This window comes from Paraburkholderia sp. SIMBA_054, from assembly GCF_046534875.1.
In the GTDB taxonomy this organism is placed as follows: domain Bacteria; phylum Pseudomonadota; class Gammaproteobacteria; order Burkholderiales; family Burkholderiaceae; genus Paraburkholderia; species Paraburkholderia hospita.
Map to the genome: position 1 here is coordinate 97,095 of NZ_JAWRXV010000004.1, position 25,842 is coordinate 122,936.

Genomic DNA, 25,842 nt, shown 5'->3' on the forward strand with positions numbered 1-25,842 from the left:
CTGGCGAATAGCCCGGACAGCCTCGACAGTCTTTGCGTATCGAGCCCGATTTCGACCCCACACACCTTCCAATGCGATACGCCTCCTACTCGCGGCGCGCGACAGCGCTGACTATCGATTCAATCTGGTGGACTGCCGTCGTGCTGCTCGTCCCGCTCGGGCCCTCGACAGAGGACATCCTGCTGGCACCCGAGTCCTACGTTGCGACCATCCTTTTCTGGCTAGCCGTCGGCCAATGCCTTCCTATCCTGTTGACGGGCGTCATGTGGGCTGTATGGGGCACGTCACCCGGCAAACGCGCGTTGCGTCTTCGGATCGTGGATGCCGATACCGGACGCGCGATGACCGTGCGACAAGCGGGTCTGCGCACACTCGGATATCTCCTGACCTTCGCGACTTGCGGTGCCGGATTCCTGTGGGTGCTGTTTAACGACCGGAAGCAGACGTTACATGACCGGATAGCCAATACGACTGTGGTCGAGGATGAGACGCGCGACCACGTCGAGACTTGAGCCACCCGGAAGACGCGACGCGATATGGCAGATGCGGGAGACTTTTGCGTTATCGCGCCGACGCTCTCAGAGCACAACTGGGTGGATCTACGTCCTCAAGTCAATTTCCCCTGCCGGGATAGGAAGCCGTTTTGCATCCGTTGCACCTTGCACGCCGTATACGAGGTCAGAACGATGCCCGCGACAGGCCCCCAACGGCGTTCCCATGGCGCGGCCAGGCGGCGTTCAGTCACCTCCGGCATACGACGGGCATCGAAAGCGAAACGTATCGAGCGCTTGCACTTCGCCGCTATGCAAGCATCCTGTTCAGCGGCACATTGAATCCAGCGACACGGAAATGTGCGCTGGCACGCCCAGGAGTCATGCTATGAAACACGCAACGTGGAAAGTTCAGTTGGCGCAAGCTTTTGTCGCCGCGCTTTACGGATGCGCGGCAACGTTCGCGTACGCCGGAGGGAACGGAAACGGCGGAAACGGTAGCGGCGGTGCTCACGGTGCGGCGACGGCAGGGATGACGTATCACAGTGAGCCCGTGTCCAGCCCGTGGAACCGGATACCCGGCGATATGTCCCGAAAGGCAACCGGGAACACAACGGATATGCCCGGCATGACACCCGTTGAAGGTGTTGATAATGTAAAGACCAGTCAGTAGTTGCAGTAGCGTCCGAGGCTGGCAGCGCATGCCCCGATCGAGCGAAACTGATTGTCCGGTCCACTCTCCCCGCAACAAGGGATGCCGTTTGTGTGGCGTGTGCGGTTCGAGGGCTACCGTCCAGAGACGACAGCCGCCAGTTAAAACTTCACACGCAATCCGGCACGCGGGTTAGTCGATCAGCGCAAGTTCCTCTGTCACCGCGAGGAAGCGGGCGATATCGCGAGCGGTATGGCAATGCAGCGGCGAGACACGCACAGCGCCCTCCAGGCCGAACGACTTCAACATGCGCCCGGAGTAAAGGCTCGTTCCGATCCGCTCGTACACAATCACGCCGCGCTTTTCGTATTCACGCACGGCGGCGGTGGGTTCGAGGCGGTCGAATCCGATGCCGGCAATCAGATCGCGCTTCGTCAGGTCGTCGTGATCCCAGAACACCCGCACGCCCTTCATCGCTCGCAACCCGCATTGCCCGTCCGTGCCATCGAGCAACGCCGCAAGCAGCGCGCGTTCGTGGCTCTCGATGCGCTGCATCCCTTGCACGAATAGTTCTCGACGGTCTTCCGCATCGCTGGATTGCCCGCCGATCCATGCGACGTAATCGACGATCGCGCTGACCACCGCAAACTGCGCAGGCGCGGGACTGCCGAGTTCCCATACGCCCTTCTCCTTCGCATCGAGTCGATGATGCGGCAGCTCCGCCAGCCGCCCGGACAACCAGGCGATGCCCGAACCTCTGCATCCAAAGAACTTGTACGGCGCGACGTTGATGCCGTCGACGGGCGTTTTCTGCAGGTCGATTACCGCATGCGGCGCGTGCTGCACGGCATCGACGATGATGAAAAGATCCGGCCGCTTTGCGCGCGCACGCTCCACGATGGCGGCGATATCGAGCTTCGCACCCGAGATGTTCGACGCGTACATCACGCTCAGGAGTGCCGTGTCTGCGTCGATCAGCGACACGATCGCATCGACATCCACGCCCCCTGTTTCCGGATTGCTCGACGCGATGCGCAGCGCTTTTCCGGTGCGTTCGCAATACAGCTTCATGGCATCGAACGACGACGGATGTTCAAGTATCGTCGTGACGGCATTCGTGCCGGGCACGTTTTCCATCACGGCGCGCACCATCTCGAACATCGCGGCCGACGCTGTCAGAGACGGATAGGTACTGCCGCCTCGCGCATTGAAGATACGCCGGATATCCTCTTCGCCGCGCGCCTGAATGTCTTGCAGGTAACGCGCGCGCTCGTGGATGCGCTCCGGACAATCCGGCAGCGCGTCGACGCTTGCAAACGCCTCCAACGCCGCCTTGAGCCGGAACGAACCGCCTGCGTTGTCGAAGAAGAGCCGCTCGCGCCCGTCCATGTCGTGATCGACGAAATGGAACCGGCTCTTGATCTCCTTCATGAGGGACTCGGGAAAGAACTGCCCCTGGTTGCTGCTCATCTGAAATGCTCCTCGATAGGGTGCTTTTACCTGCGTTCAGGCGTCGAGCGACGCGAGATACGCCTTGCCTTTTTCCGCGTCGTACTGTCCTTCCCACTTCGCGATGACGAGCGGCGCCAGCGCGTTGCCCACGACATTCAACGCAGTGCGTCCCATGTCCATGATCCGGTCCACGCCCGCGATGAACGCGAGCCCTTCGAGCGGCAGTCCGGCGCTGACGAGTGTCGTCAGCAGGATCACGAACATGAAGCCCGGCACACCAGCAGCGCCTTTCGACGTCACCACCATCGTCAGGATCAGGACGATCTGTTCCTGCAAGCCGAGATGCTCGCCGTAAAGTTGCGCGACGAACAGGGTGCCGATGCCGAGATAAATGGATGCGCCGTCCAGGTTGAAGGTGTAGCCCGTCGGTACGACAAAGGTGGTAATGCTCTTGGGCACGCCGAAGTCTTCCATCTTCTTCATCAACTGCGGCAGCACAGTGGCCGAACTGCACGTCGAAAAGGCAATGATCAGTTCATCCTTGATGACCTTGAGCAGCGTGAAGATATTGAAGCCGAACAGGCGCGCGGTGACGCCGAGCACGAAGACCGCAAACAGAATGATCGCCAGATACGTCACCGCGACCAGCTTGACCAGCGGCAGCAGCGATCCGAAGCCGAAGCTCGCGACGGTCACCGCGATCAGCGCGCACACGCCGAACGGCGCGTAGCGCATCACCATGCCCGTGACCTTGAACATCGCGTCGCCGATGCCCTTCAGCGTGGCGAGCACGGGCTTTCTGTACTCCGCCGGCACGGACTGCAAGCCGAGCCCGAACAGCACCGAGAAGAAGATGACTGGCAACAGATCGCCTCGCCCCATCGACGCGACGACATTGTCGGGAATGATATTCAGCAGCAAGGACATGAAACCGTGATGGCCCTGCGTCTGCGTGGCTTGCTGGAGATGCGAGATGTCCGTGTGGCCAAGCTGCGACATGTCGGTGCCGACGCCCGGCTGCAAGACATTGCCGAGCACGAGCCCCAGCACGATGGCGATCGTCGTGACGACCTCGAAATACACCAGCGTCTTCAGGCCGATGCGCCCGAGCGAGCGTCCATCTCCCACGCCTGCAATGCCGGCCACCATGCTGGTGAACACGATGGGCACGACGACCATCTTGATGAGCCGGATGAAAATGTCGCCGGCAGGCTGCAGAAAGCCTGTCACAACCGAATCACGCATTTGAGGAAAGCGGTTCAGCACGACGCCGACCGCAATGCCGACGACGAGGCCGATCAGTATTTGCCAGGCCAGGCCGATGCGCGGCTTGCGTTCGATGAGTTCGGCAGGCGGTGTTTCGATCACGGATTCCATGCGTTCTCCAGACGGACCGATTGATATGGATTGACGCGGGAGGCGGCGTGCCTTCTTGCGAGCGCGCTCGGTCGAGCCCGTCCCGCATGCGCTGTGTTTCAGCTCGATGTCGAAACCATAAGCATCCAGAATAAACAAAAAAAGCGATTTTTTTCTATGCGAACATATCGCTTTTATTCATTTAATGGCAACGCGATGCTGACCTTCAAGCAGATGGAAGCGCTGTACTGGATCGTGCAACTAGGATCGTTCGAGGCCGCAGCGACGCGTCTGAATACGACCCAGTCGGCGGTTTCCAAGCGTGTGCAGGAGCTTGAGCGCGCTTTCGATCTCGTGGTGTTCGACCGCGCCCATCGCAGCGCGCGCCTGACCAAAAAGGGGGCTGAGTTTTTCGAGTACGCGAAGGAGTTGCTGGAGCGCCGCGATCAGATCGTCGAGCGCGTCAGTTCGAAAGAGGCGCTCGTGAGGCAGATACGCATCGGTGTTACGGAACTCACGGCGCTGACATGGCTGCCCCGCCTCGTCTCAGCGATACAGGCGGAATATCCGAAAGTGAAGGTGGAAGCGGAAGTTGAACTGAATGCGACGTTGCGTGAGCGGCTCGCCACCGACACCATCGATGTGATCATCGTGCCGCAGACCCAGGGCACGGAACCGTTCGCGACCACGGCCGTTGGCCAGGTCGACAACGCGTGGATGTGTGCCGCGAGCCTCGCGCCGCGCAAGACGGCAATCCCGATCACGGAGATCGCGAAGTATCCTTTGATCCTGCAAGGCGGGTTGTCCGGCACCGGCTATGTGTATAGCCGCTTTTTGCAGGACCACGGCGTCAGCCTTCAAAAAGTGCTGGCGAGCAATAGCCTCATCGCACAAATCGGTCTGACGTTGTCGGGGCTCGGCGTCAGCTATCTGCCTAAAGCCTGCCTGCGACATATGCTGGAGCGGCGTGCGCTCGTGATCGTGCCGACAAGGCCCGCGCTGCCGCCCGTGAAATACATCGCGATGCATCGGGCAGACCAGTCGCATTCGTTGAGCGCGGCCATCGCGAGGCTGGCCGCGCAATCGTGCGATTTCAGTTCGAATCTGCTCGACCCAGGGATGCCGCAACCGGACCCTGCGCAATAGCGATCGCGTGAGATCAGGTGGTGTCTATTTGGCCCTTGGACTCGCCCGCGTCGATTCGCGCGCAAGCGTCGCGCGACCGTCGGCGCCATCCCGGGTTTTTTCTGGGTTCTCGCACCGATGCTGGGTGTCCTGACAACGCGTTCAGGCATCACACAGTACTGCATGCGGTGTCGTGACCGACGATGAATCGCGCGTACGCTCCAGCTATGCGTGTTGCTTTCTATCGCACCTACGTCGATGCCGATGGGCATCGCCATGTGCATGGGGCGAATCTGCGTGTGCCCGCGAAGGTACGTCATCGCACTGGTGGAATCCCGCCAATCGCGTGTTGCGAGGACGTGGCACTGGCCGACATGTGGATTGCAACGGAAACTGAAACCAGCCCGTGCCTGTCGGCGGCTGAAGCGCCGGCGCGATGCGCGTTCGCCACTTCGTGGCGCCCCGCCTGAACCGCGTGTGCACGCGGTCGAGCGACAGTCTTAGCGCGGCCGACGATGCGATTCGGCCATGATTTCGCACACTTCCAGATGGGTACGCCACGCGTCAGCGAAAAATTCGCGTACACGGGCAAGGAAACCGCCTTTCGTAGCCGTCGAGGTAGCAGTAGCGTAGCTCATTGCAAACTCCATTCAGGGTTATTGCCTAGGTATTAACCCTATAGTACGCCCTCTATGGTGCATTGCAAAATAAAAATCGCACGCGTACTGGCACCTTTTTCAGCGATGTTGTGATGGGCGGAAACGCGGGAACCCGGATACCGCGCCGATAGCATTGCTGAATCGAAGCGCGTCAACCCTGGCCGCGCGCTTCTTCATCGATGACCGAACGATGCCGCGTTTCCGGCATCAGCCAATACGTGACGAGCGAAACCGCGGCGCACGCGCTCACGTAGTAGAAGAACCAAGACTCGTGGCCCGCATGCTTGAACTTAAGCGCGAGATATTCGGTCGTGCCGCCCATCACCGACGACACCACCGCAAACGGCAGGCCGACGCCGAGCGCGCGCAGCTTCGCCGGGAACAGTTCCGACTTCACGAGCCAATGGATCGACGAGAAGCCGCTCAGGATGGCGAGCGCCGCGAGGTTCAGCGCAAAGGCGGCCCACACGCTGTGCGTGCTGCCGAGCGCGTGCATCAGCGGCACCGTGCAGAACGTGCCGCCGATGCCGAAGATCAGCATGACGGGCCGCCGCCCGACCACATCCGACAGCAGTCCGTAGAGCGGCTGGAAGCACATGTAGATCACGAGCGCGACGGTCGCGATCAGCGTCGCGGTATCGCGGCTGAAGCCCGTCGTGTTGACCATGTACTTTTGTAGATAGATCGTGAACGTATAGAACGCAACCGTGCCGCCGATGCTGATGCCGATCGTCCATAGCGTTTGCATGCGATGCCGGACCAGCAGCGCAAGCAGGCTGCCGCGTTCCGACTCGCGCGACGCCTGGCCGGCGGCGAGCGTATCGGCGCGCTCGAACGCATCTGTCTCCGCGATGCCGCGCCTCAGATACAGCGCGAACACGGCAAGCGCGCCGCCGATCGCGAACGGTATGCGCCAGCCCCATTCTTCGAGCTGCGTCGGCGTCAGCGCGAAGCGCTGCAACACGAGCATCAGCGCGAGCGCAACGAGCTGTCCCATCACCACCGTCACCTGCACGAAGCCGACGAAGAAGCCGCGCCGTCCCGTCGGCGCCATTTCGCTCAGGTACGTGGCGCTCGTGCCCGCCTCGCCGCCCATGCTGAAGCCTTGCAGCAGACGCGCGCAGACGAGCACGGCTGGCGCCGCGACGCCGATCGTCGCGTAAGTCGGCGTGAGCGCGATGATCAGCGAGCCGACGCTCATCATCGCCACCGACAAGCTCAACGCGACGCGCCGTCCGTGGCGATCCGCGAGCGCGCCGATCGCCCAGCTGCCGAGCGGTCTCACCACATAACCGATCGCGGCGACGGCAGCCGCGTTCAGCAGTTGCGCCGTCTGATTGCCGCCGGGGAAAAAGGCCTTGCTGAAATAGATCGAGAAGATCGAATACGCGAGAAAGTCATACCACTCGATCACATTGCCCGCGCTGCCGCCGATGATCGAGCGCAACCGCTCGCGCCGCGCGGCGGGGGAAGCCTGAAGCGTCAGATCATGCGGCGTTGCGGCCATCCTGTGTCTCCTTGCGGCTATCGGGCCGCTTCGCTTTGTGCTTGCTGCGGTGCTGCTCGCGTAGTGCCTGCGGTACTGCGTGCGCCCTGGCGCTAGCCGCGCGTCGCGAGCAGGCGCACGAGTTCTGCCGCGTCCGTCTTGCTCTCGGCGTGCATGATCCACTCGACGATGCGCTCGATCTGCTCACTGTCGATACGATGCTCGGCAAGCTTCGTCATCTTGTCGATGATTTCGGCTTCGCTCGCGAACGCATGCTCGCTGCCGCGTTGCGACTCGACGGTTTCTTCGAGCCGCGTGCCGTCGCGCAGCATCGCCTCGACGCGCACCGTGTGACGCGCGCCGCGGCCGCGTGCGGTGATGGCCGGGTCTTCGAGCACCTGCACGCGGTTCGCCAGCGCCATGCGCTGCGGGTCCGCCACCTTCGCTTCGCTGAACTGGTCGACGAACACATCGCCTTCGAGCAATAGCGTCGCGACGCAGTACGGCAGGTTGAGTTGCGCGGACGTCAGGCCCTGCGGCACATATGGCCAGCCGACATGATCGACCGTCACGCGCGAGCCGTGCACGACGATGCATTCGACGTCGTTCGCGCCGAACGGATGGCGCGCCTGCATGGCGCGGATCGCGTCGAGCGTCGTGTGGTTGCTGCCGACGCACGAGTAGAACTTCAGCGCAATGTTCATCGTCTCGAAGCGCTCGCCGAGTCCGTCGATCAGTTGCGTCAGGTCGTAGCGGTCTGTCGAGCGTGAGAACGTGCTGCAAAAACCGCCGTACGTGTTCTCGAACACATCGACGATGCCGGTGAAGCCGTTCTGCGCCAGCAGCGCGCCGTACAGCCCGCTTTGCGCGGCGCGCCCGGCATGCATGCGCTTGACCATCGCGCCGAATTGCGCGGCCATAAGGCCCGCCGACTGCGTGCCACCGATACCGAGCGCATGCACGGTCTGCGCGGTGTCGAGGCGCAGCGCCGCCGCCGCGCCCGCCGCCGCGGAAAACACGCCGACCGTCGCGCCCGAATGCCAGCCCTGCGCAATATGTTCAGGGCCCATGCACATGCCGACGCGCGGCCCCACTTCATAACCGGCCACACAGGCGCGCAGAAAATCGCGGCCGCTCATGCGCGCATCGGCGGGCAGCGTCTCGGCGACGGCGAGCACGGCGGGCAACGTGACGGCACCGACATGCAGCACGCCTGCGCGATGCACGTCGTCGAGTTCGAAGCTCTGGATCAGCGTGCCGTTCACGAGCGCGGCGTGCGGCGCGGACAGCTTCATCGGCGTGCCCCATACGGTGCACCCCGGGGTCGTGTCGACACGCGCGAGCGTTTCGGCGAGGATGCGGCTCCATTCGAGCGCCGAGCCGAACAACGCGCAGCCGATGGAGTCGAGCAGCAACAACTTGATGCGCGCGATCACGTCGTGAGGAATCGCGTCGTAACGCAATTGCGCGACGAATGCCGCTACGCCGCCGGTGTAGGGGTTTGTGCCGATGTCGTGGTGCTGGTTCATCGCGTGTCGGGCGCACTGGCGCGAAGTGGAAATTTGATGACCAGTATCCGCACGCGACGGGCGTTTGTGAATTGCACGCGGTGTGATTATTATTGCGTCACACGCAAGAGTGGGCAGTCCGCGAAATCGCCTGTACATGAGGGCTCATGAACCGCTTTCCCGGCGTCGATCTCGACGCGCTTCGCGCTTTTGTTGCCGTTGCATCGCACGCGTCGTTCAACGATGCCGCCATCGAACTGAGTCTGTCCGCGTCCGCTTTGACACGCCGTATCAAGCGGCTCGAAGAAGCACTGGACCTGATGCTATTCGAGCGCACGACGCGCAGGGTCGCGCTCACGCCATCGGGCGAATTGCTGCTGCCGCGCGCGCAAAGCGTGCTGCGCGAACTCGATGCGTCGCTGCAGCTCGTCACGCAAGCGACGCGCATCCGCACGGGTCAGTTGACCATCGCGTGCATTCCCACCGTTGCGAAGTTTCTGTTGCCGAAGATCGTCGGCAGCTATCACCGGCGGCGGCCCGAGGTGCGGCTGCGACTGCTCGAAACCGATCTTGCGACGGTCGCGCGGCGTGTCGCCGACGGCGACGCGGAGTTCGGCATCGCGTTTCTCGTCAACGAAACGCCGGAGCTCGCCATCGACGAACTGCTGGTGGACCCGTACGTGCTCGCCTGCCCCGCCGATCATCCGCTCGCGAAGAGCGAGCATGTTGCGTGGCGCGAGCTGCGCCCGTGGCCGCTGATCGTGTCGGGCACGACGAGCGGCAACCGGCGCATGCTCGATGCCGCGTTGCGCGACATCGACTGGCGTCCGGACCGGCTGATCGAAATTGAACATCTGACGACATCGCTCGGACTCGTCGAAGCGGGGCTCGGCATCTCGATCATTCCGCGCTGCGCGGCGCCGCGCGACACGCAATCGCGAATCGCCATTCGTCCGCTCGTCGAGCCGACGGTTGCGCGCACAATCGGTTTGATCCGGCGACGCGACGTGGTGCTGTCGGCAATCGCGCGGGACTTTCGTCTCGCGCTGCGCAGAATGGCGCCGCTCGATCCTTCGATGATGCAGCCGGAGTGATGAAAGACAGGTGTGTGCCGTACCGACGTTATTTACTCAATTTGCGGTACAGATGGTTGGCACGTGACAGGTGCGCGTGCATGGCTTCGGCAGCCGCATCGCCGTCATGCGTCGCAATGGCGTCGACGATGCGCTGATGCTCCGCCAAGGTCAGCTCTTCCGCGCCGGGCGCACGCACGAGCGGCCGATAGTATTCGCCCGCCCAGCGGAACAGCGACTCGACGATCGACGGGAAAATCGGATTGCCGCTGATCCTTGCGATCTCGCGGTGAAACGCCATGTCGCGCTCGATGAACTCTTCGAGATTGACCATCGAAGCCCGATGTTGCGCGACGCTCAATTGCAGTCGCGCCACGTCCTCTTCGGTCGCGCGTTCGGCGGCCATGCGCGCCGTGCCCGTTTCGAGAAAGAGGCGCGCGTGCTTGAGATGCTCGAGCATCTCCGGGTCAGTGCGCAGCAAATGCATCGCGCCGCTGGCGATCTGGCCGATCAGCCGGTCGGCCGTCGGCACGACGACGCGCGCGCGCTCGCCATGTACGATCTCGACGATGCCCGAGCGTTCGAGCGTCTGCAGCGCCTCGCGCACGGCAGGCCGCCCGACGCCATAGATTTCCATCAGTTCCCGCTCTGACGGCAACTGCGCGCCGGGCGCGATTTCGCCCGAGCGGATACGCTCCATCAGACGGTCCACCACTTCCTGGTACAGCTTCCGACGCGGGATGATCTCGCCCATTACATTTCAGCGACAAGCTTCTGGTGTAATGACAATACCATACACCGATCGATTCTTGCGAGGAACCGCTCGCTGTATCAACTCACCGCAATGCGTTCACTCCACGTCGCGGCCCTCTTTGACCAATCCGAAGAACGACGCGCCGCCAATCTGCCCGCCCTTCAGCACGATCTCCAGCCCATCGCGCTGCGCCGACTTCGACCACGCACGGCACAACGGCGCGCCCGGCGCGAGACCCGCTGCAACACTCAGCGCATCGATACCCAGCGTGCTCGCGACTTCGCCTGAACTGTCGCCGCCCGCGACGACCACACGCGACAGCGGCACGCGCTCCAGCAAGCATCGCATCACTTCCGCCAGCGCGCCGCCGACGTTGCGCGCGGCCTGCTGACGGGTCAAGCCCGCATCGCGCGCAATCGCGTCGAAGCCGATCACGTCGGGATCGTCGGGGCCTTCCGCGCTGTGCACGATGCTGCTCACGCCGCGGCGAAGCGCATCCGCGGCAACGCCGACTGCGCGCTCGATCTCCGCGCCGCCCGATTGCGAATCGAGCGCGCGGCGCAGATCGAGCCGTTCGACATGAAACCCATGCGCCCGCGCCCATGCGATCTGCGCCGCCGTGACGGGCGAGCAGCTGCCGCTCACGGCGGCGATCGTCTCGACAGGTCGGGCGACAGGCAGCGAAGGCGTCGCGGGCAACCAGCCGCGCGAGCGCCAGTATGCGGCCAGCGCGTATTGCAGCCCGGACGACGACGCGCTGAACACGCCCTCGCCGCGCCGTTCCCACACGAGGCGCCCCGCTTCGATGAGCGTTTCTTCATCGAGTACGTCGATCAACACGATGGGTTTGTCGTCCGCACTGAGTGTATCGACGCGCGCCGTGCCCGAGCCGTCGCGCAATTGCAGCATGTCGATCAGCTCAATGCGACGCGACGTCTGCCGCCCCAGATGCACGCGCAGATCCGCTTCGTCCATTGGCGTAACGGGATGGCGCGACATCGTCGGATGACGGTCGAGCCGATAGCCCGTACCGTTCACGGCGGCAAACAGATTGCCGAACATCTGATAACGCTTCAGGCGCGGCGCGCCGATCACCATCGGCGACCAGCGCGCGCGCATCACGTTCACGCCGATGTCGATGGCCGCGCCGATCGAACCGACTTCCGGCGACGAGTCGAATGTCGAGCACACCTTGTACTGCAGGATCGGCGCGCCGAACGCCGCAAGACTCGCGAACGCGGCTGGCAACTCGTCGCGCATCCATGCAGGATCACGCCCGCGGGACGAACCCGCCAGCCCGACGCAACGGATCTCGGGAAAGCGCGCGAGCAGGTCGGGCGTCGGCGTGTCGAGACACAGCACCGTCGGCACGCCCGCTGCCGTCATCGCCTCCATCGCATCCGTCGAGCCGGTAAAGTCGTCACCGTAATAGGCGAGCAGCGGCCCCGCCGGAAATGCCGTTTGCGCGGAATCGTGCATACGCGTGCTCACTTCCAGAAACCAAGCGCCGCGCGCAGCGCCGGATTGCGCTCCGCGTGCTTCTCGAGCGGCACACCCTCGATGGCCGCGACCCATGATTCGCGCAGCGCTTCGACACCCGCCGCGACGCCCTGCGGATGGCCGAAGATGCCGCCGCCCGCCGTGTGGATCAGATCGGCGCGGCCAAGCGCGGCGTACGTATCGGCGGCCTGCAAGCCCGTCTGCCCCGAACTGAAGACGGGCATCGCCGTCATCGGCGCGTCGGGCATGACGGGCGCGAGCACCGCGCGCGCCGCCGCGATGACGCTTTCATCGGACTCGCTGAACTTGTTGCGCAAGCCATTCACGTGCAGATGATCCGCGCCCGCGAGCCGCCAGATCATCTGCCACGGCGCGTAATCCCAGCCGAGTTCAGGACTGCGCGACATATAGCCCCAGCCTGCACGATGCGCATGAATGGGCACTTGCGCGTGCTTGCGCAATTCGTGCAGGCCGACCAGTCCAATCGAATTGAGCACCGCCATCACGCAGGTTCCGCCTTGCGCCATCACGAGATCATGCCGCCGGCGCATCTGGTCGAGATCGCCCGTCACGTTGAACGCGACCATCGCTTTCTTGCCGGTGCGATCGGCGTGTTCGTTGACCACGCGCATCACGGCCTTCACGCGTTCATCGAACGTGCAATGCGAACCGTCGGCTTGCAGTTCGTCGTCCTTGATGAAGTCGATGCCGCCTTCCACCAGCTCGCGCACCTGCTGCGCGGTCTCTTCCGGCGACAGCCCGACGCTCGGCTTGATGATCGTGCCGATCAGCGGACCATGCGTGACGCCGCTCAGCTTGCGCGTGCCGTCGATACCGAACGCCGGGCCAGGATACGCCGCCGCGAACGACGCCGGCAGCTTCAGGCCCGTGAGCCGCAAGCCCGACACCTGGCGCAGTTCGAACAGATTGCCCGCGATGGTCGACATCAGATTCGGCAGCGACGGACCGAAGTTCTCGATCGGCCACGACAGTTCGAGCGTGCAGCGCGTGTACACCTCCGATTTCATGCCGCCCGGCAGGCTCGGTGTATCGACGGTTTCGAGAATCTCCAGTCGCTCGACGCGCGCGCCGGAGCGCGCCTTCAGCTCGGGCGTTTCGCCCGGCAATGCGACGAAGGTGCCGCTCGACTGTTCGCCAGCGATGACATCGGCGGCATGGCGCGGATCGTCGCCCGTTTCGAGCCAGTAAGTAGCGTGAATGCGTTCGCTCACGATGCAGTCCTGTTGGAAGTCAAAAGAAGACAGCGCTCAACGCGGATCACGTAATGCGGCGGATGCTGTCCGCAATCTCCGCACGATCGAACACGCCCTTCCAGTCGTCGCGCATCAGGCGCGGCTTGCCGAACTCGATTGCCTTGTTGCACGCATCGGAGAACGCGCCCGGGATCTCGTTGAAAATCACCGCGCTCAGAATGTTCATGTGGCCGAGCAGGAAATCGCGCGCGGCCTGTTCGGGCACGCCGCGTTTCACTGTTTCGTCCATCGCTTCGCGCATCACGTAAAGCAGCGTCGCGCAGATCGTCTCGGACAGGCCCGGTTCCAGCAGCGCCATCTGGTCGACGGTCAGACGGTATGAACGCAGGATCGGCTGATAGATTGTCTTCGCCACGTCTTCGCCGAGATCGAACGCGGACTCGGGGCCCTGCATCAGCGCGCTCGTGATCGACTGCTTCGCATACGCGCCGCCGAAGAAATCGCGGCGCGCTTTCGGATCGTCATCGTTGTTGAAGATGATGGGGTGACACGGATGCGCGACGAAGTACGTCAGATCGGGCCTGTCGGGCAGATGGCCGGCGAACGGCGCGGCGGCATCGAGCGTCATCACCATCGTGCCCGCGGGCAGCTTCGGTGCGATCTCGTGGCTGAGCTTGCCGATCAGCGTATCGGGCACGGCGAGGATCACGACCTGCGCGCCGTCGAGCGCGGCATCGACGGATACGCAATCCACGTTCAGTTCATCCTTCAGGCGCTTGCGGCCCGCTTCGCTCACTTCGATGTGCGCGACGCGATAGTCCGACTTCAGCAGGTTGCTCGAAAGACGGAAGCCCATCTTTCCGCCAGCGCCGAACAGTGCAATTTTCTCTTTCATCGTCCTCTCTCCTTGCAGGGGTACGTCATGTTCATGAATATCGGTTGATCAGCCCGCGCGCGGATCCAGCGCGACGGCTGCGTGTTCGTCCTGCGAGCGCGGGCGGCGCTCGCCGCAGAACGCGAATGCAAGCACGGCGCTCATCAGCATGAAGACGCCGACCACGAACATCGGCGCGTGATACGAGCCCGTCGCGTCCTTCAGCGCGCCTGTCACGTACGGCGCGACGAAGCCCGCCAGATTGCCGACCGTGTTGATCAGCGCGATGCCCGCGGCGGCTGCCGCACCCGACAGAAAGCGCGCGGGCAATGCCCAGAAGTTCGGCAGCGCCGAGAAGATCGCGCAGGCCGTGATCGTGATGACGGCGATGGCCGTCGACGGCGACTTCATGTAAAGGGCGAGCGGAATGCTGAGTGCGCCGACCAGCGCCGGAATGCCGATGTGCCATGCGCGCACGCCGTGCTTCGTCGCATTGCGGCTCCAGAGGAACAGCACGATCGCGGCAGGCAGATAAGGAATCGCTGTGATCAGCCCTTTCTGGAACACGTTGAACTGCGAGCCGAACTGCGTCTGGAAGCCGCCGATGATGGTCGGCAGGAAAAACGCAAGCGCATAGAGACCGTAGATCAGGCCGAAGTACATCAGCGAGAACAACCAGACGCGGCCGCTCGTCAATGCGGCGCCTGCGTGGTGGCGATGCTGCGACGAACCGGCTGCGCGCTGGCGCTGCTCGGCTTCGAGTTCCGCGGTGAGCCACGCCTGCTCGTCGGCATTGAGCCAACGCGCCTGCGACGGCCGGTCGCTCAGATAGAACCACGCGACGATGCCGACGACGATCGCAGGAATCGCGACGCCGAGGAACATCACGCGCCAGCCGGCCAGGCCGAACAGTCCATGCGCTTCGATCAGCAGCGCGGCGAACGGCGCGCCGATCACGATCGTCAGCGGCTGCGCGAGATAGAACAGCGCGAGGATATGGCTGCGATGGCGCTGCGGCACCCACATGCTCAGGAACAGGATCGCACCGGGAAAGAAGCCCGCTTCCGCCACACCCAGCAGAAAGCGCAACCCATACAGCCCCGGCACGCTGCTCACCCACGTGAAGAGCAACGCGACGATGCCCCACGTCACCATGATTCGCGCGAGCCAGCGGCGCGCACCGAACTTGTGCAACGCGAGGTTGCTCGGCACTTCGAGAAAGATGTAGCCGATGAAAAACACGCCCGCCGCGAAACCGAACTGGGCGGCGTCCAGCCCCAGATCCTTCGTCATGCCGTTCGGTCCAGCGAACGAGATCGCCGTGCGATCGAGGAAGTTGATGAAGAACATCAGCGCGACGAACGGCACGAGGCGCAGCGAAACCTTGCGGATGGTCGAGCGCTCAAGTTGGCTCGGGCTTGCCTGTTCGGCGTGCGGGGCAGTTTGCATTGCGTCTCCTCCGATGGGTCTCGCGGCTCTGCGCTATCGCACAGATCACTCATGTTCTGTGCTGGTGTGATGAGTAGACCATCTAGATTAAAAAAGCGGCACTGGGTTTACTACCAACACCTTTCAGCAGTTCATTGGCGCGTCGTGCGCCTTCGTTATGGGCGCGCGGCGGCGGCGTCGTTCGTGATTTGCGTGCGGGCGCGTGCAGGGGAACGCAATTGGGTTCCGGAAAATGAACCAACTAGCATCTACTTTGGCCGGATTCCCGGGTTTGGAACCGGTTTCATTGGTAGCAAAAAAAAATGACCCCGAAGGGTCATTTTTCTAATACTGGAAACGCTTTACGCCGGCTGGATGTTCGCAGCCTGCTTGCCCTTCGGGCCCTGCTTCACTTCAAACGTCACTTTCTGGTTTTCCTGGAGCGATTTGAAGCCGCTCGACTGGATTTCCGAAAAATGTGCAAACAGGTCTTCACCGCCGCCATCCGGCGTGATGAAACCAAAACCCTTTGCATCGTTGAACCACTTCACCGTACCTGTTGCCATTTTGCAAGATTCCCAAAATTAATATTGCGCGTCGGTGGCGCTCCGCCAGCCGTGCGATGCACTTTTTAACATGGAGTCGTGGTTCCTCACAATCAGCATTTTTGCTTGGGGCCGGCTGGCACAACTGGAAACCCGCTGACGGCGCGCGATCTCGATCGCCTACCCTTTCATCGGCTCCCGTCCCGAGACCGTCCACTCCGTGGGCGTCAGCGCGATGTCGCCGCTCTCGAGCACCGGTTTGAACTGGAAAATCGAAGCAGCCGTTCGACGCTAGAGCGACAAGTTTGACCAGATTATTTTCTACCGCCTTCGTCGGGGTGCATCGAGCATCCGTCTTCGTCCCGTTGCCCGCCTCGCCCCGACCGGAAGGCGATCCCTGCGGAGTTGGCTGGACCGGGCGTGGAGTCCTCGATGACTTGAGACGGCGCCACATTGCCCCTTGCTCCCGGCGCGAACGCGAGAATGCGCAGGTTCGGTTGGGCAACGAAGAGCCGTCCATCCGGTGAGACGGTGATCCTGTTACCCGGGAACGCCAAAACTTGGCCGATGATTCCCGTGGATGGACCGCTGATTGTCCGTATCGGTCGCACGTTGCCATTCGCCTTGGCGGCGAAAATGCTCACCTGGGTCTGGGTCGCATCCGCAGTCGTGTTGTAGACGAATAATTCGTCCGTACGAGGATCGAGAGCGATCGACGTGGCGATCTGTGAGAAAAAAACATCGCGGCCCGGAAACAGGCCGGTTTTGGGACCTGTGAGGCTGCGCAGAAGCGGGGGCGCGGTCACGCTTCGGCTCGTGCCGAACGTGTCGATGATCGCCGTTCCCTGTATGTCATAACCCGCGATCAGCAGATTGTCGTCGCCGTCGATCGCGATGCTCTGGTACTGGGTGATGTTCGGATCGGTAATACGGACCGGATTGGGTATATCCCCAGAACTGTGGACGGGAACGACCATGACACCCGCCGTCGATGGGCGAACGCTCAGGACGAAGTCGTTGAGGCGGGAATCCACCGCAATGCCAGGCAGGTCATTTGTGCTCGTCAACCTGAATGAGCGATCGGGTGCCTGATTGCCCTCAGCCTTGCGCAGAAAGATGTCGACCGTGCTCGCGCCAAACTGCGCAACGTGAAAAGAGTCCTTTTTGTCGATCACCGTCGCGCCGGCCGACATCAGGGTGGTAAGTGGCCCTTGCAGCACCTGGCAGGGTTCGGTCGCTCCGTTGGCGCGCGCTGAGTAACCGCGAATCTGATCACCGAGCGCGAGAAAGACGGCGTCGTGGGAGCAGACAGCGTGCGCCAGTTGGACCCCGAAAACCATACTGGCGACGACGACACATAGCGCGGGTTTCATGCACGCCTCCTTGGTCATATCGAGCGAATACGCCGATAAAGCATAGACGCCAGCCGGCGACCCAAGGAGCTTCCGCCAGTTGGAACCTGTGTTTTGGCGGGCGATGCAAGGGAACACCCGTCGATATCGAACGGTGATGGCCCTATGTCGCACATGGATGGCCGGTTTTTTTGAACGCGTGGGCTCGTTCCAAGCCCAGCAACGATCGGCCGGAATGCCTGTCTGAGCGGCTCAAATTGGCCGCTCGCAGCCTCCCCACCTGAACAAGGGCCCTCTATCGGGGCGTTCAAGGCAGTTTTGACAGTCAGCGGAAACTATCCGAAAACCCGTACCCAGGCCGCCCGGATTCGCCGCGCCCGATCTTCAAAGAGATATGAGGCGGCCAGCGCGAGCAGACCGGAAACGACGCCCGTCGCAACGTGCTCGACAACAGGAAGCCGGTAGTGACTCGTATGCGAGAAAGCGTCGCCTAAGGCCGTCAGACAGCCGACGATCAGCGCATTGCCGTATCGATGCGAGTAGAGTTTCGCGGCTGGCGTGAACGTCAACAGTACCGCGAGGACCCCGGTGAGCAGTCCCGTCTGGAGTGCAATCGTCCAGTGGACAAGGCTCAAGACGTTGCCCCAACTCCCCGGCATGCAGGTCATGCACGCGCTGGTGGGCTGCCAGAAACGCTGGGCAAACAAGCTCATCCGGCGTTTCCATTCACTTGACATGATGCGCTCCCCGTCATGGATGCACGGAACGCGCGCCCGAGGGAATCAGGATCCAAAGAGCAGCGTATCCACGGTGGAATCATACCTCGCGACCAGATCTACGCCCCGTTCACGTGGGGCGGCAACTCGAAGGCTGCACGACCGGCATCGCCCAGCTGTCTTGGTGCAGACCTACCCACATGATCGTGTCGTAAATGCTGCGTTGCGCTTTGTTAGTCGGATACCGGGATCGCTTATAGTCGGATATGGTAATTCATATGGATTCCATACCATCACGACGCAAATGAACCAAAACGAAGCCCCGATTTTGTCGGCAATCCGCAGAACCATTCCGCATGAACCGGCTGGTGTGTTCTTGCGTAGCTAGCTGGCAGGGAGCCTGCCGAATTGGCATACGGTAGGGATTTCACCAAGTATTCGCGAACCGACTGCTGTGCGACGCTATGTCTCAGTGCCATTCCTCATGGAGACAGGCATGCAATCTGAGACACACAAGAAAGCAGCAGTCGGAGCTTTTCTTAATCGGTCGGCTCTGTTCCTGCTGATGTTGCCAGTTGCCTTCTTTCTCTGGGCACTCCACGCCTACCCGCCTCACGAAGCATGTTGGCTCGGCGTCGCCTCTGCCATCTATGTCTGGCCTGTGGCTGGAATCCTCTTTGTCGTCGCCGCAGGCTTTCACGTCGGCTCCACCAGTCGACGACTGGGAACGGCCGGCGAATTGCGGAAGGCGCACGGGCACTAGCTCCCGGCGGTGACGGGTGCGATGTACGCGACGGCCTCGGCAGGGACCTCGTCGATGACGAGGTTCGTCAGGCGGAAATCGGTGCAGTCCAGCAAGGGCGCGCATACCGGCGTTCACGGAAGATGCGCAGAAAATTAGCAAGCTGGTCTGTGACGTGTCGTGTCGCCGCTACCCCTGCCACCCGTCTTGCCTTCGCGGCACGGTCTCTGAAAACACAACGCCCCAGAGTCTCCTTTATAGGAGGCTCTGGGCGTTTTCAATTGGCGCAACTTATTCTGCAATGCGTTTGAAACTGGCGTAGTAATCCTCGGTGTAGTAGCAGTCGCTGGTTTGCTTGCGCGGTCCACCACATACGATGCGGCGTTGTCCGCGATCCGTTGAGCCAGGCGTGCGAACCGTGTATGCGTGGTAATAGCCGCGCGGATGCTCCGGCAGCAATGCCGCGCTGTTGCGGAACAAGACGCCGTCCTCGCTAAAAGGGAAACGGCCGCCCGCTTTGATCAGACGCAGTGTTTCGGCTGCTTCCGCCGGCAACTGCGCCTTAGTGACGACGGCCGGCGCGCTCGGCGCCGGCGCGCCCGATGCAGCCGTTGTGCCGCTCGCGGCCTGCCCAGGCTGACTCGCCGCCTGACTCGCGGAGGCGCCCGAATCCTGAGTACCACTTCCCGATCCGTCCTTGCCGCATCCGCCGAGGATCGCGTTCAAGGCGAGGATGCAGGAGAAAGCCCACGCTCGCTTCACGAAATGGTTGTCTCCGGGTTGACTGGCATTCGACGTTCACGAACGATTCAAGGGTATCGCTATTGGCAGAGTGAATCAATGTTCGGTCGGAAATAGGCGTTTCTTACCCGGCAACCAGGCTGATGCGCGCTTCACGGTGTTCGAGAAGCAGGCAAATCAAGCAGATCGCGGTGAAGCTTCGAAGGGTGCATTGCTCCCTCGCCCACGTCTAGAGCAGCAATCGATCCGGCAGGGAAGCTCGCGCCAGCATTGTCTACGCAGCGCAGCGCCAGTGACCTTGACAGCTTGTGGTGTCCGAGAGGCTTATGGCTCAACCGAAACATCCCGGTCGTCGCCCATCCCGTGATACCCACCTTGAAATATGACAGTCACGTTGCGGGGGTTGTCTGCACGATAGACGTTGGCATAGATGGGGGTCGCCACGATGCCCGCGCCGCAATCGAATTTCAGATCCTTGTCGATTCGTCCACTTTTGATATTGATAAGACGCAGGCGGACCATCGACAACGAACAATCCACCGAAGACTGGTACACACCCAGCAACAGATGGTTCTTCGTGTGATGCCACATCGGTATTTCGACAACACCGACCACTCGGGGTGTTTCGAGGCCGGTATCGTTGAGACTGCCGACTTGATGCAGCGCGATCGGCAGGATTTTTTTGCCATCTCGCCACTCCCCCGATGCCTTCGTATCGCTGATTTTTAACGCAATAGGGCAAGGAACAGGGTGCGTCGGCGAAGCGGCAGGCACCGTTGGCGAATCACCAAACGAAACAGGCTCTACTGCTTCGCATAACTGCATCTCTCCATTGGGTTGGCGTTTACCTTGCAATGGAATGGGAACGCGATGAGCATCGTAGTAGTAACTGCCATCGACGCGCCACTGACCAGACTCATTTCGGTTGATGTCATCGTAGGTCTGTAACGACACATGAACAGGGAGGCTACCAATCGTGCCGGCATAGTTCCTGATCTCATACCACCCGGCATGGGCCGACGAAGCGGTGAACAAAATCACGCATAGGATCGTGCAAGAGAAATTTCGTTTGCGTTTCATCGGTTATCTTCAGTTGTCGCCGATAAGTATGCCCGCGGACCGGTATCGGCCATTCGCGGCCGATAGACTCGATTACAAGCACGGCTGCCTTCCTTTCGCGCAATTACAAAACATCAAGTCTCACGCGAGGGTCCCGATAACCCGATTGTACGTCGCTACCGTGCATTCGATTTTCGACCGTCCCTCCAAGCGCTGAACAAAGGAAGCATCAGCCCCATGTCGCCTGATCCGATCAACACGAACACGTCAGTCACCACACCGCCACCGCCCGAGCCTCCTCCATCAAAGGATGCATCGTCGACGGCCAGCACGTCCGACCGCAGTAACGATGCACTGATGGCAGCCCTCAAACGCACGTTGACGCGGCTCGGCATCGATGCATCAACGGGCTTGACCATCAGCGACAGCGTCAACGACAACTCCGACGCCTTGTCGTTACCCAGGCGCGTGAGTGCGTCGAGCGCATCACTGATCGCGGCGCTCTATCAGGCGCTCGAACTGCAGCAGTCAATTGCCCTGGCCAATGGCCTGAGCATACCGGGCAAAGAGACGAAGGACGCGCTTTCCGTCGTGACAGATATCCAGTCATCCAATTCGGCCGTAAATGGCTATCGCGATCTCGGCGCTCAGATTGCCGATCTGGCGAAGATGTCCGGTACGGTGGCAAGCGACGACGATGCCGATACGGACGAATGGGGTTTCGATATTGACGATTCCGCAAACACCTCGAGCGCTGACACACAGCCGGGCGACCCAATGACAGCCGCAATCGGACAATTGAATCAGGCGTTAAAGGATCATGTCGTGACGCTCGTGCAGAATGCAAACGCGAAAGTCTCGCTGGCTGCGGTACTCGACGGATTATCAGACGAGACGAAGGGAGTCCAGTGGCGGCCGCTTGGCGTGCTGATCGACGTGCAGGCGTAGTGCCCGATTAACGCCTCATGCCCGAGAGACATGCCTGTACCCTGGAAGGGGCCGGCGCTGTATGCATCCGGACGCGGCAATCGAAGCCGCTCGCCACGGCCCTCCGGCGCGGATTTCATTCACGCGTGCTTCTGTCGAGGAATGCGATTCCCCCAGGAAATTCAACTAAATAACTTCCACTTCGAGCGGATTTCGACGTCAGAACTGACCTCCCTCATCCCGTCTGTTACCCATATAACTTCCCAAGTCAAGCAGGTTTCAACCATAAATCTTCCATCGTCGCAGGCGCTCGCCATAAGGGGTTGCACGCGACCAACGTGAGCACCTTCGGGCGATCCCGCCCATGAACGCGCGAACCGATCGACTCAAGATCGGCCTGAGCAGACGTTCACGTGTCGCCGTTGGTAAGCCAGCTCAGGGTTGCTCTTTTGCCACTCTCACCGCCGCGACCGCGAATGTCAGCTCTCGCCGCAGTCGCATGAGTACTTGCGACCCGTTGCTGACTCGCTGATCCGTGAGAAGCGGACGCCCACCAACCTCGCTGAAGGTGCACAATCGACCTGTAGATCGTGACACCCGAAAGCGGCCACTCGACGGTGTCAATGTCCACGATAGAACTCCATACGTACAGTTGACTCTGCACGTGTCCGCCGATGCGTGCGTCGGGGTCCATCGGTCAATCGGGCATTATTGGCGGCCCGACACCGGACCTGGTGGCGTACGTCACCGGGATATGATCGTGCAGATCTGGATCGGTTCGTTTTGATCGAGCCTTGCAGCAAGGAGAGCAACCATGAAGAGCATTTTGATGGGTGTTTTAGCGGGTCTCTCATTCGGGTGCCTTGCCGCCCCGAATTGCAACGACGTAAAGACCAATTGCATCGACAATTACAATCGGGACATCGGAGCGTGTGGAAATTACTCCGACAGACGAGGAGAACTTTGCAAGGCGGACGCACAAAATCGATATCTGTCATGCGTTCAGGCTGGTGGCTGCGGGGGCTAACGGCGCCTTATTCATTGCGGCCGTAGATCCGAAGCACCGTTAACCGACCGCTTTCGGACCCCACTCCCGACCGACGGCTTATGGCCGACTACTTGCCCGATGTAGTCGGCCAACGACGACGCACGAGAGACGGTGACGGGACGACGAAGCAAGCGTCGATGGCGCCCAGCTTCTTGACGACCTTGAAGGTCGCCGAAAAAATGGGCGTACGACTACAAGTCTGTCGCGGGCACGGTCGCTGACATTCCAATCGTCTCGGGGCTTGAATGCGCCAGCACGTAGTTCACCAGCGCCTTCAGCTTGGCAGGCTGCTGCCGTCTGCTCGGGTAGTACAGGTAGAACCCGGGAAAAGTCGGTGAGAAGCTGCTCAAGACGCGTTTCAGCTTCCTGGCCCGGATGTGAGGAAGCGCGAGCTGCTCGAACGTGTACGCCAGTGCAATCCCATCCAGCGCAGCTTCAATCGAGAACAATGAGTCGCTGATCGTGAGATTGCCGCTGATCTCGTACTCGACGATACGGCCTTCGACCTCGAGCTCCCACTTGTGAATCGCCCCACTGCCTGAAAACCTGAATCGCACGCAGTTGTGATGGATCAGATCGGAGGGGTGCCGTGGCACAGAATGCTGCCTGAAGTAGTCGGGAGATCCAACAATGGATACGGCAACCGGGCCACCGAGAGGCACAGCTATCATGTCCTTCTGGACACTCTCTCCCATTCGAATGCCCGCGTCGAACCCTCTTTCGACGATGTCCACGTAGCCCTCGTCATTCGTCAGCTCCACCTGGACGTCCGGATAGGCTTTCAGGAACCCGGCCAGCAGCGGCTGGAGGACCATGGCGGTCGAGATTCGCGCTGCGTTGATGCGCAGCACGCCCGATGGCCGGCCTTGAAGCTCATGAAGTTGCTCCCCAGCTTCCAGTACGTCGCTCAACGCCGGCCCAATCCGGGACAGGTACGCCTGTCCGGCTTCAGTGAGGCTGACGCTACGCGTGTTCCGGTTGAGAAGCCTGACGCCGAGCCGGGCTTCCAGGTGGCGGATCGCCTGACTGAGCGCAGAAGGCGAGACCTCGAGCGCTGCCGCGGCGGCTGAGAACCCGCGGTACTCTGCGACCTTCCAGAATGCGAGCAGTCCATCAAGCTGGTTGAGCCTCATACTTTGAAGAATATCTTCAAAGCGTGTTCAGCACCAGGGTGTTTTTCTTCTCAGTCAATCTGCCTAGAGTGACAGGCATTGACCAGGACTGGGAGTTTGAGCATGAGCAAAGTGTGGTTTATCACAGGTGCTGGCAGCGGTATCGGCGCCGGTACGGCCAGGGCCGCACTGAAGTCAGGTGATCGGGTCGTTGCCACAGGCAGGAACCTGGACAAGGTGGGCAATGCCTTGCGCGACCTGGCCGGCGAGAATCTGGAGATTCTCCGGCTGGACGTCTCCGACGAGGCCCAGGCAACGGCAGTGGTCGACGAGGCGCAAAAGAAGTTCGGGCGTGTCGATGTAGTCGTGAACAGTGCCGGCTACAGCCTCTTAGGCAACTACGAGGAGCTGGGGACGCAAGACATTCAACACCTGTTCGCGACGAACTTCTGGGGCGTGAGCAACGTGATGCGGGCAGCGCTGCCGATCATGCGCAAGCAGCGCTCCGGGCACATCATCAACGTCAGTTCCGTGGCAGGCGCTGTCGGCCTGATGCACTGCGGCGCCTACAGCGCGAGCAAGTTCGCCGTGGAGGGGCTCTCGCTTTCTGTGGCTGAAGAGGTCGGAAAGTTCGGCATCGAGATCACGGTGGTCGAGCCGGGATTCTTCCGCACGGACTTGTTGGCCGCAGCCAACGCCAAATGGCCGGACAAGCGTATCGACGATTACGCCGCCGCGGAGGTCAGCGCCGAGGCGATGTGGTCCCCCTATGCCGGCAAGCAACCGGGCGATCCGGACAAGCTAGGCCAGATCCTGGTAAAGCTTGTGGGCATGGAGACTCCACCCAGAGTGTTCGTGGCCGGAAGCGATGCACTGGCGTCGGTCGGGCCGGCTGTGGAGGCTCGATTGAAAGCGGTGCACGCCTTCGAGGCGCTTTCGAAGTCGACGGACGGCAGCTTCTGATCGCGAGGCGAGTTGCCCTTGCCACGACATACCTAACCCGCGAAGGACTGACCCAGCATGAGCACGCTCCACGTCAACGGCCGTGAGCACACGGTCGACGTCGCCCCGGACACCCCCATTCTCTGGGCCTTGCGCGACACGCTGGGCATGACGGGCACGAAGTCCGGTTGCGGCGCCTGCACCGTGCATCTGGACGGGCAGGCCATCCGCTCCTGCGTTACACCGATCTCGGTGGCCCAGGGCAAGCAGATCACCACCATCGAAGCCACCACCGACGGCAGCGACAAGGTCGGCGCCGTCGTGCATGCAGCCTGGGTCAAGTACGACGTCGCCCAGTGTGGCTACTGCCAAAGCGGCCAGATCATGAGCGCCACGGCGTTTCTGAAGTCGTTGCCCCGCGGCAGGCAGCCTACCGCCGTAGATGCGGAAACCGGGCGCGCACGCTTCCACGAGATCTCATCCAGCGAATATGTTTTTCAGCAGTCGTCGGTTGCCCTGCTCGCTAACACGCTAAGGCTGTATGTACAGATCAGCAAAACTGCCCCGTAGCCCCTCGCCGGTCGGCGCATAGTCCTTCACTTTCTTCCGTCTCTATGTCGACCCGCTCGGCACCTCACGCTTCGTCAGCTCTCAAGCCGCAATGAACCCGACAAACACATATTTTTTCATAAACGGTATATACGGTATTCTTGTAGAGGTGTTGTGACATTCGCAGACTTACCGGACCAGCAGCGGCGCTGAACGGGACGGTACGCTGCCATCATGACTCGGGACAACGCCCGGCAGCTGTAGATCGACGCAGGGAGACTAACGATGAAGCTTTCTCACAAACTCGCTTCGCACAAGGCGGGCCCGGTGTGGGGGCTCGCATTTGGCCTGCTCGTCACGCTAGCGGGGATAGGACTCTGGTGCAATGCGAAGCTATCGGCGTCCGCCGGCCAGCTCGATGAATCGTTGTCGGTAGCGGCGGTGCTCGTTGGCGTGCTCGCGGCTATCTACGCACTGCACGAACTTCGGCATCGTTAGCCGCTTTTCAGGTCGCTTCCTGCTCGCGGCGGCAGTGGC

Annotated in this window: 23 protein-coding genes; 8 read left to right on the forward strand and 15 right to left on the reverse strand. The window is 61.6% G+C overall.

The features are described from left to right. The first annotated feature begins 71 nt into the window (after positions 1 to 71). Entirely contained in the window at positions 72 to 512 is a 441-nt protein-coding gene (locus SB822_RS06420; protein WP_007739430.1) for an RDD family protein, read from the forward strand. 823 nt (positions 513 to 1,335) lie between these two features. Here SB822_RS06420 and SB822_RS06425 read toward each other — a convergent pair. Together SB822_RS06425 and SB822_RS06430 are read right to left on the reverse strand one after the other, a co-directional pair. Beyond that, positions 1,336 to 2,613: an aminotransferase class V-fold PLP-dependent enzyme gene (locus tag SB822_RS06425; RefSeq protein WP_410854333.1), complete on the reverse strand. Its 1,278-nt coding sequence runs from the start codon at positions 2,611 to 2,613 to the stop codon at positions 1,336 to 1,338. Between the two features lie 36 nt (positions 2,614 to 2,649). Next, positions 2,650 to 3,972 carry a cation:dicarboxylate symporter family transporter gene (locus SB822_RS06430; protein ID WP_410854334.1) on the reverse strand — a complete coding sequence of 441 codons (1,323 nt, stop codon included), beginning with the start codon at positions 3,970 to 3,972 and terminating at the stop codon, positions 2,650 to 2,652. A 195-nt stretch (positions 3,973 to 4,167) separates the two neighbouring features. Between SB822_RS06430 and SB822_RS06435 the strand changes: the two genes are divergently transcribed. Then, positions 4,168 to 5,097, forward strand: coding sequence for a LysR family transcriptional regulator (locus tag SB822_RS06435; protein ID WP_035539605.1), 930 nt, complete (start codon positions 4,168 to 4,170; stop codon positions 5,095 to 5,097). Between the two features lie 789 nt (positions 5,098 to 5,886). Here SB822_RS06435 and SB822_RS06440 read toward each other — a convergent pair. Beyond that, positions 5,887 to 7,242 carry an MFS transporter gene (locus SB822_RS06440; protein ID WP_007580955.1) on the reverse strand — a complete coding sequence of 452 codons (1,356 nt, stop codon included), beginning with the start codon at positions 7,240 to 7,242 and terminating at the stop codon, positions 5,887 to 5,889. A 92-nt stretch (positions 7,243 to 7,334) separates the two neighbouring features. Then, the gene (locus SB822_RS06445; RefSeq protein ID WP_410854335.1) at positions 7,335 to 8,750 is read right to left on the reverse strand and encodes an MmgE/PrpD family protein; all 1,416 of its coding nucleotides are present in this window, start codon (positions 8,748 to 8,750) and stop codon (positions 7,335 to 7,337) included. A 146-nt stretch (positions 8,751 to 8,896) separates the two neighbouring features. Here SB822_RS06445 and SB822_RS06450 point away from each other — a divergent pair, with 146 nt between their 5' ends. Beyond that, a complete protein-coding gene (locus SB822_RS06450) occupies positions 8,897 to 9,823 on the forward strand; it encodes a LysR family transcriptional regulator (protein ID WP_410854336.1) in 927 nt (308 codons plus the stop codon). Positions 9,824 to 9,851: 28 nt separating this feature from the next. Here SB822_RS06450 and SB822_RS06455 read toward each other — a convergent pair whose 3' ends face one another. The 8 genes from SB822_RS06455 to SB822_RS06490 form a co-directional block, all read right to left on the reverse strand. After that, positions 9,852 to 10,556, reverse strand: a complete 705-nt coding sequence (locus SB822_RS06455) for a transcriptional regulator NanR (protein ID WP_007580961.1) — start codon at positions 10,554 to 10,556, stop codon at positions 9,852 to 9,854. 96 nt (positions 10,557 to 10,652) lie between these two features. Further along, a complete protein-coding gene (oiaK, locus tag SB822_RS06460) occupies positions 10,653 to 12,035 on the reverse strand; it encodes a 3-oxo-isoapionate kinase OiaK (protein ID WP_410854337.1) in 1,383 nt (460 codons plus the stop codon). Between the two features lie 8 nt (positions 12,036 to 12,043). Next, complete coding sequence (locus SB822_RS06465) at positions 12,044 to 13,288, reverse strand: ribulose-bisphosphate carboxylase large subunit family protein (RefSeq protein ID WP_410854338.1); 1,245 nt, start codon at positions 13,286 to 13,288, stop codon at positions 12,044 to 12,046. Positions 13,289 to 13,334: 46 nt separating this feature from the next. Then, complete coding sequence (locus tag SB822_RS06470) at positions 13,335 to 14,165, reverse strand: phosphogluconate dehydrogenase C-terminal domain-containing protein (RefSeq protein WP_007580967.1); 831 nt, start codon at positions 14,163 to 14,165, stop codon at positions 13,335 to 13,337. A 48-nt stretch (positions 14,166 to 14,213) separates the two neighbouring features. Continuing rightward, positions 14,214 to 15,593 (reverse strand): MFS transporter, encoded by a 1,380-nt coding sequence (locus tag SB822_RS06475; RefSeq protein ID WP_410854339.1) that lies wholly within the window; start codon positions 15,591 to 15,593, stop codon positions 14,214 to 14,216. A gap of 341 nt (positions 15,594 to 15,934) precedes the next feature. Then, on the reverse strand, positions 15,935 to 16,138 hold the full coding sequence (locus SB822_RS06480; RefSeq protein WP_007580971.1) for a cold-shock protein: 204 nt from the start codon (positions 16,136 to 16,138) through the stop codon (positions 15,935 to 15,937). A gap of 293 nt (positions 16,139 to 16,431) precedes the next feature. Next, the gene (locus tag SB822_RS06485; protein WP_410854340.1) at positions 16,432 to 17,490 is read right to left on the reverse strand and encodes a hypothetical protein; all 1,059 of its coding nucleotides are present in this window, start codon (positions 17,488 to 17,490) and stop codon (positions 16,432 to 16,434) included. 314 nt (positions 17,491 to 17,804) lie between these two features. Further along, on the reverse strand, positions 17,805 to 18,206 hold the full coding sequence (locus tag SB822_RS06490) for a hypothetical protein (protein ID WP_410854341.1): 402 nt from the start codon (positions 18,204 to 18,206) through the stop codon (positions 17,805 to 17,807). 475 nt (positions 18,207 to 18,681) lie between these two features. On the opposite strand from SB822_RS06490, the gene SB822_RS06495 reads away from it, so the two are divergent. Then, positions 18,682 to 18,948 (forward strand): hypothetical protein, encoded by a 267-nt coding sequence (locus SB822_RS06495; protein ID WP_007580977.1) that lies wholly within the window; start codon positions 18,682 to 18,684, stop codon positions 18,946 to 18,948. A 270-nt stretch (positions 18,949 to 19,218) separates the two neighbouring features. Here the strand turns inward: SB822_RS06495 and SB822_RS06500 are convergent, their stop codons facing one another. Together SB822_RS06500 and SB822_RS06505 are read right to left on the reverse strand one after the other, a co-directional pair. Then, positions 19,219 to 19,689 (reverse strand): ribonuclease, encoded by a 471-nt coding sequence (locus SB822_RS06500; RefSeq protein ID WP_410854342.1) that lies wholly within the window; start codon positions 19,687 to 19,689, stop codon positions 19,219 to 19,221. 303 nt (positions 19,690 to 19,992) lie between these two features. After that, positions 19,993 to 20,748, reverse strand: a complete 756-nt coding sequence (locus SB822_RS06505; protein WP_410854343.1) for a hypothetical protein — start codon at positions 20,746 to 20,748, stop codon at positions 19,993 to 19,995. A gap of 336 nt (positions 20,749 to 21,084) precedes the next feature. Between SB822_RS06505 and SB822_RS06510 the strand changes: the two genes are divergently transcribed. After that, positions 21,085 to 21,675 carry a hypothetical protein gene (locus tag SB822_RS06510; protein ID WP_236674216.1) on the forward strand — a complete coding sequence of 197 codons (591 nt, stop codon included), beginning with the start codon at positions 21,085 to 21,087 and terminating at the stop codon, positions 21,673 to 21,675. Between the two features lie 1,218 nt (positions 21,676 to 22,893). Here the strand turns inward: SB822_RS06510 and SB822_RS06515 are convergent. Beyond that, positions 22,894 to 23,835: a LysR family transcriptional regulator gene (locus SB822_RS06515; protein ID WP_007580987.1), complete on the reverse strand. Its 942-nt coding sequence runs from the start codon at positions 23,833 to 23,835 to the stop codon at positions 22,894 to 22,896. Between the two features lie 102 nt (positions 23,836 to 23,937). On the opposite strand from SB822_RS06515, the gene SB822_RS06520 reads away from it, so the two are divergent. From SB822_RS06520 to SB822_RS06530, 3 genes are all read left to right on the forward strand, one after another. Further along, entirely contained in the window at positions 23,938 to 24,777 is an 840-nt protein-coding gene (locus SB822_RS06520) for an SDR family oxidoreductase (RefSeq protein ID WP_410854344.1), read from the forward strand. A gap of 57 nt (positions 24,778 to 24,834) precedes the next feature. Then, positions 24,835 to 25,326, forward strand: coding sequence for a (2Fe-2S)-binding protein (locus SB822_RS06525; RefSeq protein WP_410854345.1), 492 nt, complete (start codon positions 24,835 to 24,837; stop codon positions 25,324 to 25,326). A gap of 264 nt (positions 25,327 to 25,590) precedes the next feature. Further along, complete coding sequence (locus SB822_RS06530) at positions 25,591 to 25,803, forward strand: hypothetical protein (protein ID WP_007742169.1); 213 nt, start codon at positions 25,591 to 25,593, stop codon at positions 25,801 to 25,803. Positions 25,804 to 25,842 lie beyond the last annotated feature (39 nt).